Origin of the sequence: Bacillus sp. C30 (assembly GCF_040838255.1) — a bacterium.
Classification (GTDB): domain Bacteria; phylum Bacillota; class Bacilli; order Bacillales; family Bacillaceae_G; genus Bacillus_A; species Bacillus_A mycoides.
Genome location: NZ_JBFPJH010000423.1, coordinates 1 through 2,518, shown reverse-complemented (window position 1 = coordinate 2,518; position 2,518 = coordinate 1). Strand labels below are relative to the sequence as shown.

At 35.1% G+C, this 2,518-nt stretch carries 4 protein-coding genes; 2 read left to right on the top strand and 2 right to left on the bottom strand.

What is annotated here, in order from left to right:
- Positions 1 to 46 precede the first annotated feature (46 nt).
- Both AB3X49_RS21195 and AB3X49_RS21190 read left to right on the top strand, forming a co-directional pair.
- The gene (locus tag AB3X49_RS21195) at positions 47 to 226 is read left to right on the top strand and encodes a hypothetical protein (protein ID WP_002012451.1); all 180 of its coding nucleotides are present in this window, start codon (positions 47 to 49) and stop codon (positions 224 to 226) included.
- Positions 227 to 464: 238 nt separating this feature from the next.
- Entirely contained in the window at positions 465 to 1,085 is a 621-nt protein-coding gene (locus AB3X49_RS21190; protein WP_002168577.1) for an NAD(P)-dependent oxidoreductase, read from the top strand.
- 24 nt (positions 1,086 to 1,109) lie between these two features.
- Here AB3X49_RS21190 and AB3X49_RS21185 read toward each other — a convergent pair whose 3' ends face one another.
- Positions 1,110 to 1,592 (bottom strand): DUF456 domain-containing protein, encoded by a 483-nt coding sequence (locus tag AB3X49_RS21185; RefSeq protein ID WP_000217328.1) that lies wholly within the window; start codon positions 1,590 to 1,592, stop codon positions 1,110 to 1,112.
- 1 nt (position 1,593) lies between these two features.
- Positions 1,594 to 2,518, bottom strand: a 925-nt coding sequence (locus AB3X49_RS21180) for a hemolysin family protein (protein ID WP_367964560.1), incomplete at its 5' end; no start/stop codon positions are given.

Sequence of the window (2,518 nt, the reverse complement as noted above, 5' to 3'; positions counted from 1 at the left end):
GAGTAATATGGGGTTGTACATATTCTATCAAAGGGAGGAAACGCAAATGAACAAATGGGTTAAGTCATTAGCTGCTATGGCACTTGCAAGTTCTTTATTAATGGTAGGTTGTAGTAAAGATGAGGATAAAAAGAAAGAGGATGACACAACTTCGCAGCAAGATGAAAAGAAAGATAAAGAAACAAGTGGAACAGAAAAATCTTCTGATTCGAAAGAAAAGAAATAAAGTGAAACTTTAATCAGTGGGGATTTTGTCCATCCCCACTGATTATTAGCCCACACCAATCGGGCATTTACGGGCAGTTATCTCCCGCCTAATTTCCTCGCATTCGCCGAATTTACTGCCCGTTAATGCGGGATAAATGGATAATAGAGCTTCCTCACATATATGAGGGAGCTTTTTTGTTGTATATTTGTAAGTTTTGCGGAAAAATAGAGAGAAAGAATGGAAGAGGGGATAATATATGAAAGTATGTATATTAGGAGCGACAGGTAGAGTAGGATCACACATTATGAAATTGGCATTACATGATTCATATGAAGTGACGGTATTAGTTCGTGATTTGAGTAGAGTGGAAACAGAGCATGAAAGGTTACATATTATAGAGGGAAATGTGTTAAACGGAAATGATATAAAGGAAGCGATTAAAGGATGTGATATTGTAATTAGTGCTCTTGGAACTGATCGGAATGGGACGTTAGAGAAGAGTTTACCGATTATTATAAAGCAAATGGAAGAAGAGGGCATAAAGAAAATTGTTACAATAGGAACTGCTGGTATTTTACAAGCACGAACAAACCCAAGTATATATCGTTTCCAATCAAAAGAATCGAAAAGAAAAATGACAACAGCTGCGGAAGATCATTTAGCTGCTTATGAAGCGCTGAATAATAGTAAACTATGTTGGACTGTTGTTTGTCCGACGCATTTAATAGATGGTGATGTAACCGGTGTATATCGAACTGAACAAGATATGTTGCCAACAGATGGATCGAAAATCACAGTTGGTGATACAGCTCAGTTTACATGGAGTTTACGTAATAAAAGCTTATACGAGAAAAGCCGAGTAGGTATTTCATATTAAAAAACCATCCCAAAATAGGGATGGCTAAAAAATGATATAGCATACAAAGATGATAATCATAATGATTTGGAGAATTGCTTTCGCTACTGTACTACTTAAAAAACCGACAACAGTTGCAATTCCGACTAAAAGGGCGTCTTTTGGCGCCTTTTTATGCATTAGTTCCGTAATAAATACAGATAAGAACGGTATGATAATAAGCCCGAATGGTGGGAAGAAGAACGATCCGACAATGATAGAAACCATACCAACACGTTCGCCCGATTTTGTACTTCCGTATTTTTTTAGGAAGTATCCATTTGCAATAAAGTCAGCAACGAAAATGAAGAGTGTAAAAATGACTTGAATAATCCAAAAAGATGTCGTTAACTCTCCGCCGTTTATTCCAAAATGATAAATGAAATAGCCAGCCCATACGGCAAGGATGCCAGGGATAATGGGGTATATAAAGGCAAGAAATGAAACAATGAAACAAGCAATGATACAAATTGTTAGTAAAACAGTCACTTTATAACTCCTTTGTAGTATCTAATTTATGTACAGCAATCTTTTTAATTTGATGCCCATCAAGTTCTAATGCTTTAAATTGAAAACCATCATATTCAACTGAATAGCCAGCCTCAATATTTAAATCAATTGATTGAGAGAGAAGCCAACCACCAATTGTATCTAAATCACTTTCATCGATATGTAGGCCAAACATATCATTTACTTCAGAAATGAGTACTTTCCCATCTAAAACAGTAAGCCTAGGAGTACGCTTTTCAATCATTGGTGATTCGTCTGCGTCAAATTCATCTTGAATTTCTCCGATAATTTCTTCAAGAATATCCTCCATCGTTAAAAGGCCAGCAGTTCCGCCGTATTCATCCATAACAATCGCCATTTGTACGCGGTTCTTTTGGAGGTGTATTAACGTTTTACGAATGGGAACTGTTTCAAATACAGTTAAAACAGGATGTATGTAGGCATCAAGTGGTTTGTAAATGCTTTTTGTTTGATTATGAAAAATCTCTTTCGTATTTATCATTCCAATAATATCATCTTTATCCTTTTCAATAATAGGATAACGTGTATACTTTTCAGTTGCAACGATTTTCATATTTTCTTCTAACGTATTTTCAGTAAATAAACAAACCATTTCAGTTCTAGGTACCATAATTTCTTTAGCAACACGATCATCAAATTCAAAAATATTATTTACATATTTATATTCGGTTTGATTAATTTCGCCGCTTTTATAGCTTTCACCTAAAATGAGTCGTAGTTCTTCTTCGGAATGGGCAAGTTCATTTTCTTTCGCAGGCTCTAAACCGAGTAATTTTGTGAAAAATATAGCTGCACTATTGAGAAGCCAAATGAACGGATACATAATTTTATCAAATAAAATAAGCGGTTTTGCAAATTTTAATGTGATTGCTTCAGCTTTTTGG